Origin of the sequence: Streptomyces sp. NPDC058045, from assembly GCF_042885635.1 — a bacterium.
Taxonomy (GTDB): Bacteria; Actinomycetota; Actinomycetes; order Streptomycetales; family Streptomycetaceae; genus Streptomyces.
Map to the genome: position 1 here is coordinate 1 of NZ_JBHVRR010000108.1, position 4,832 is coordinate 4,832.

General features: G+C 68.0%; 4 protein-coding genes. All 4 read right to left on the reverse strand.

What is annotated here, in order from left to right; translation table 11 throughout:
* Window positions 1-230 precede the first annotated feature (230 nt).
* Window positions 231-1,340 (reverse strand): sugar ABC transporter substrate-binding protein, encoded by a 1,110-nt coding sequence (locus ACFVST_RS29195; protein WP_390156610.1) that lies wholly within the window; start codon window positions 1,338-1,340, stop codon window positions 231-233.
* A gap of 121 nt (window positions 1,341-1,461) precedes the next feature.
* Entirely contained in the window at window positions 1,462-2,661 is a 1,200-nt protein-coding gene (locus tag ACFVST_RS29200; RefSeq protein ID WP_390156611.1) for an ROK family transcriptional regulator, read from the reverse strand.
* A gap of 252 nt (window positions 2,662-2,913) precedes the next feature.
* On the reverse strand, window positions 2,914-3,831 hold the full coding sequence (locus ACFVST_RS29205) for a carbohydrate ABC transporter permease (RefSeq protein ID WP_390156612.1): 918 nt from the start codon (window positions 3,829-3,831) through the stop codon (window positions 2,914-2,916).
* Entirely contained in the window at window positions 3,831-4,751 is a 921-nt protein-coding gene (locus ACFVST_RS29210) for a carbohydrate ABC transporter permease (RefSeq protein ID WP_390156613.1), read from the reverse strand. Before ACFVST_RS29210 ends, ACFVST_RS29205 begins: the two co-directional genes overlap by 1 nt.
* Window positions 4,752-4,832 lie beyond the last annotated feature (81 nt).

Genomic DNA, 4,832 nt, shown 5'->3' on the forward strand with positions numbered 1-4,832 from the left:
CCGCCCACCCCCGATAACTACACCTGCCCTGTCGCCGCCCGCTTCATATGTGTAAAACACACCGGGGGGGGGCGACACCGCGGGGGCGCCCCGCGGCCGGGGGGGTGAGAGCCGCGGTCCGCGGATGCGGGGCCACCGCTTGCTGTCCGGCGCCCCGCCTGAGCGGCGGGGCTGATGGCGGCGGGGCACCGGACGGCCGGATGCCGTTCCCTGCCGGGGCAGGGCGGCGGCTACTTGAGGCCGAGCTTGTCGCAGGCGGCCTTGTACTTGCCAGCGCAGATCTCGTCGACCGTGTAGATACCGTCCTTGATGACGGTGTCCTTGATGTTGTCCTTGGTCAGCGAGACGACCGGGACGAGCTGCGACGGCACGCCCTTGGTGGTGGGGCTGTCGACCTTGCTGGTGGCCAGGGAGCCCAGGTCCTCGCCCTTGGCCAGCTTGACGGCCATCTCGGCGGCGACGGACGCCTCCTGCGGGTAGGACTTGTAGACGCTCATGTACTGGTCACCGGTCACGACCCGCTGCACACCGGCGAGTTCGGCGTCCTGGCCGGTGACGGGCGGCAGCGGCGTGATGCCGGCGCTCTTGAGGGCGGTGATGATGCCGCCGGCCATGCCGTCGTTGGCGGAGTAGACACCGACGATGTTCTTCTTGCCGAGGGCGGAGATAGCGCCCTCCATGTTGGCGTTGGCGTTCTCCGGCTTCCACTCCTTGGTGTCGTACTCCTTGCCGATCTTCACCTTGCCGTCGAGGACGGAGTGGGCGCCCTTCTTGAAGTCGCCGGCGTTGGGGTCGGTGGCCGACCCGTTCATCATGACGATCTTGCCGTCCTTGGCCTTGCCGCCCAGCGCCTTCAGCAGCGCGGTGCCCTGGGCCTTGCCGACCTCGACGTTGTCGAAGGAGGTGTAGGCGTCGATGGGGCCCTCGGCGAGGCGGTCGTAGGCGACGACCTTGATCCCGGCGTCGTGCGCCTTCTGGACGGAGCTCTTGATCGCCTTGGAGTCGACGGCGTCCACGATGAGCACGTCCACCTTGTTGGTGATCATCGAGTCGGCCTGCTGGCTCTGCGTGCTGGCGTCCTGCTTGGCGTTCTGGTACTTCACCGTGGCCTTGCCGTCGGTGAGTTCGCTGATCTTCTTCTCGATGAGGACCTTGTCGAACTTCTCGTACCGCGCCGTCTGGTTCTCGGGCAGCAGCAGGCCTATCTTCAGCGCATCGCCCTTCTTGGCGCTGTCGCCGCCGCCTCCGTCGGACTCCTTGGCGCTGCCGCAGGCGGCCAGCGAGACGGCCATGGCACCGGCTGCGGCCACCACGGCGGCGCGACGCATACGCGTGTTCACTTCAGAAACCTCCCTGACGAGGCCGCGACGGTGCGGCCGAGGTGGCTGGAAGTCAACTCGGCCATACCGTCGACGTCAAGGAGTAAATCCTTAACGAGACGACAACGGTGCCATACGTGAACTAAGTGAAGGCAGGTTCGGCCAAGGGGGCCGAACCGTCCAAAAGTGTCGAATCCCCCATCTCGCTGAGCGCCAGCGCCAGCGCCCCCAGCACCTCGGCCCGGCTCCCAAGTGCCCCTGGAAGTACGGAGAGTTGACGTGCCGCACTGGGGATCGCGTACCGGCCGACGGACTCCCGGATGGGGCCGAGCACCAGCTCACCGGCCTCCGCCAGATCACCGCCGAGGACGACCCGGCTGGGGTTGAGGACGTTGCAGAGGTTGGCCACCCCGCTGCCGATGTGCCGGCCCACATCCGCGATCACCCGCCGGCAGCCCGGGTCGCCGTCCCGGGCCAGCTTCACCACGGCCTCCATGGAGAGCCCCTCACCATGGCTTGATCTGAGCAGCGGCAGTACATAGCCGGCGGCGGTGAAGGTCTCCAGGCAGCCGCGGTTGCCGCAGCGGCAGACCGGGCCCGACTCGTCCAGCGTGATGTGCCCGATCTCGCCCGCGGTGCCGCCGGGCCCCCGGTAGATCCGCCCGTTGATCACCAGCCCCGCGCCCACCCCGCTGGCCACCTTGATGTACGCCAGGTCCCGCACCCCGCGCCCGCTGCCCCACACCAACTCGCCCAGGGCGCCCAGGTTGGCGTCGTTGTCCACATGCACCGGTCCGCCGAGACGCCCCCGCAGCTCCTCGGCGGGTCGGGTGCCGCCCCAGCCCGGCAGGATCGACGTCGAGCCCAGGGTGCCGGACTCCACGTCGATCGGCCCCGGCACCCCGAGCCCCACCCCAGCGACCTTCGTCCGGTCCACTCCGGTGGCCTCGATCAGCCGGTTGACCAGTACCTCGGCCCGGTCGAAGCCCTGCGCGGCGGAGGCGTCCACGTCCAGCGGTTCGGCCTCCTCGGCCAGCACCTGGTGGGCCAGGTTCCCGATGGCGACCCGGAGGTGGGTGTGGCCGAAGTCGACCCCGATGACGATGCCGGCGTCACCGCTGAGTGAGACGCTGCGGGCCCGGCGGCCGCCCGCCGAGGTCGGGGTGACCTCGACCGTGCCGCCTTCCTTCAACTCCCGCACGATGTTGGACACCGTCGCCGCGGACAGACCCGTCGTCCTGGCGATCTCCGCCTGCGTGAGCGACCCGGCCAGCCGTACGGCCCGTACGACCCGCTCCAGATTGGCCCGGTGCAGCGACGACTGCGACCCCGGAGTCTCCATCGACCTCATCCACTCCTGCCTTGGCACGGCGGCGGCTCGGCCACCCGCGACCCTGCTCCCCCGCGGGATCGGGCCATCTACAAGTTGTGAACTCCAAAGTCTGCTGAACGGGTTACCGCAGTCAAGTCCTTGACAGGAATCGGTTGCATACGGTGTCCCGCCCGCGGTTTCCCCCGCACCGGCGCCCTGCACGGCAACGGGCGCGCCCCGGTCCGAAGGGGACCGGGGCGCGCCCGAGGACGGCGCGGGCGGCTACTTCAGCGCACCCGCCGTGAGACCGGCGACGACCTGCCGCTGGAAGAGGACGTACGCGGCGAGCACCGGCAGCATCGCCATCACCAGGCCGGCGAAGAGGCCCGACCAGTCGCCCTTGTACCCCTGGCTCACGGCCAGTTGCACCAGGCCCTGGGAGAGCACCTTCCGGTCCGGGTCGGTGTTGAGCACCGTCGGCAGCATGTACTGGTTCCACTGCCCGAGGAAGTTGAAGATGCCGACGCTGATCAGGCCCGGCTTCGCCATCGGCAGCATCACCTGGAAGAAGGTCCGGGTGTGCGAGGCCCCGTCGATCAGCGCCGCCTCCGCGATCGACGTGGGCAGGGTTCTGAAGAACGCGGTCAGGAAGAAGACCGTGAACGGCAGCGAGTACGCGATGTAGACGAGGATCAGGCCGTGCAGGGTGTTCAGCAGGGCCATGTTGTTCATGACATAGAAGAGCGGGACCAGCGCGAGGATGATCGGGAAGCTCATGCCGCCGATGAACAGGAAGTAGATGAAGCGGTTCCCGCGGAACTCGAAGCGGGCCAGCACATAGGCGGCCATCGAGCCCAGCAGCAGCGTGCCGACCAGTGAACCGGCCACCACCAGCACGGTGTTGAGGAAGTAGTCGCTCATATGCGCCTTGCCCCAGGCGCGCGACCAGTTCTCGAAGTGCAGGGTGTCCGGCAGTGACCAGGGCTTGGTGAAGATCGACCGGTCGTCCTTGAACGAGGTCATCACCGCCCACAGCAGCGGCAGGACGACCAGGAACGCCCAGATCACCAACATGCCGTGGGAGAAGACGTTGAGGATGCCGCCGGTCTTCTCCTGGGCGCGGGGCGGCGCGGCGCCCGGCTTCGCCTCGGGGGCCGGCGCGGGTGCGGCCGGGGGCGGGGAGGTGTCGGTCGTCTTCATCAGAACTCCAGCCGCTCACGCCGGCCCAGCCTCATCACGACGGCCGCGAAGGCCAGGGTGACGATGAGGAGGGCGACGCCGATGGTGGTCGCATAGGCCGCCTGCCCGTCACGGAACGCCTTCTGGTAGACGTACAGCGGCAGGACGGTGGTGGAATCTGCGGGTCCGCCGGGACCCACGGTCATGATCTGGACGACCGCGAAGGACTCCGCACCGAGGGCCAGGATGCCCATGTAGACCCAGCCGGACTGCACGGTGTCCCAGAGCAGCGGCAGCGTGATTCTGAAGAAGGTGGTGACGCGGCTGGCGCCGTCGAGCAGCGCCGCCTCGTAGAAGTCCTTGGGGATGGACGCCATTCCGGCCGAGAAGAGGACCACGAAGAAGCCGGTGGTGGACCAGACGAGGACGACCATCACGCACCACAGCGCGAGGTTCGGGTCGCCCAGCCAGTCGGGCTGCCAGGAGATCCCCAGCCCCTTCAGCGCCGAACTGAAGGCGCCGCTGCGGGGGTTGTAGGCGAACTGGAAGAGCAGCGCCACGATGGCGATCGACAGCACCTGCGGGAAGAAGTACACGATCTTGTAGAACGAGGAGCCGCGTACTCCGGCGACCGCGGCGCCCTTCCGGTGCCGGCCGCCCACGTTCAGCATGAACGAGAAGAAGAGGGCGAGGCCCAGGGTGACGATCGGCAGCAGCAGCACGAAGAGCACGCTGTGCTGGAGCGACTTCCAGAAGGTCCCGTCGTCGAACATACGGGTGTAGTTCTTGAACCCGACCATCTTGAAGTCGGGGCTCAGTCCCGTCCAGTCCGTGAACGAGTAGTAGATGGACTGGATGAAAGGCCAGATCACGAAGAGCGCGTAGAGCGCCAACGGAACGACCAGGAATCCCGCGATGAAGCGGTATTTGCCGTGTTGCATCTCTGAGGACCCCGAATCTCAGGCGGGTGCCGCCGTACTGCTGCCGGAAGCGGCCGGGGCCGCCCTTCTGGGGGCCGGCCC

Excerpts from the sequence above, each read along its gene's own strand:
- ACFVST_RS29205 (WP_390156612.1), bottom strand. The coding sequence starts at position 3,831 with ATGAAGACGACCGACACCTCCCCGCCCCCGGCCGCACCCGCGCCGGCC.
- ACFVST_RS29210 (WP_390156613.1), bottom strand. The coding sequence starts at position 4,751 with ATGCAACACGGCAAATACCGCTTCATCGCGGGATTCCTGGTCGTTCCG.
- ACFVST_RS29200 (WP_390156611.1), bottom strand. The coding sequence starts at position 2,661 with ATGGAGACTCCGGGGTCGCAGTCGTCGCTGCACCGGGCCAATCTGGAG.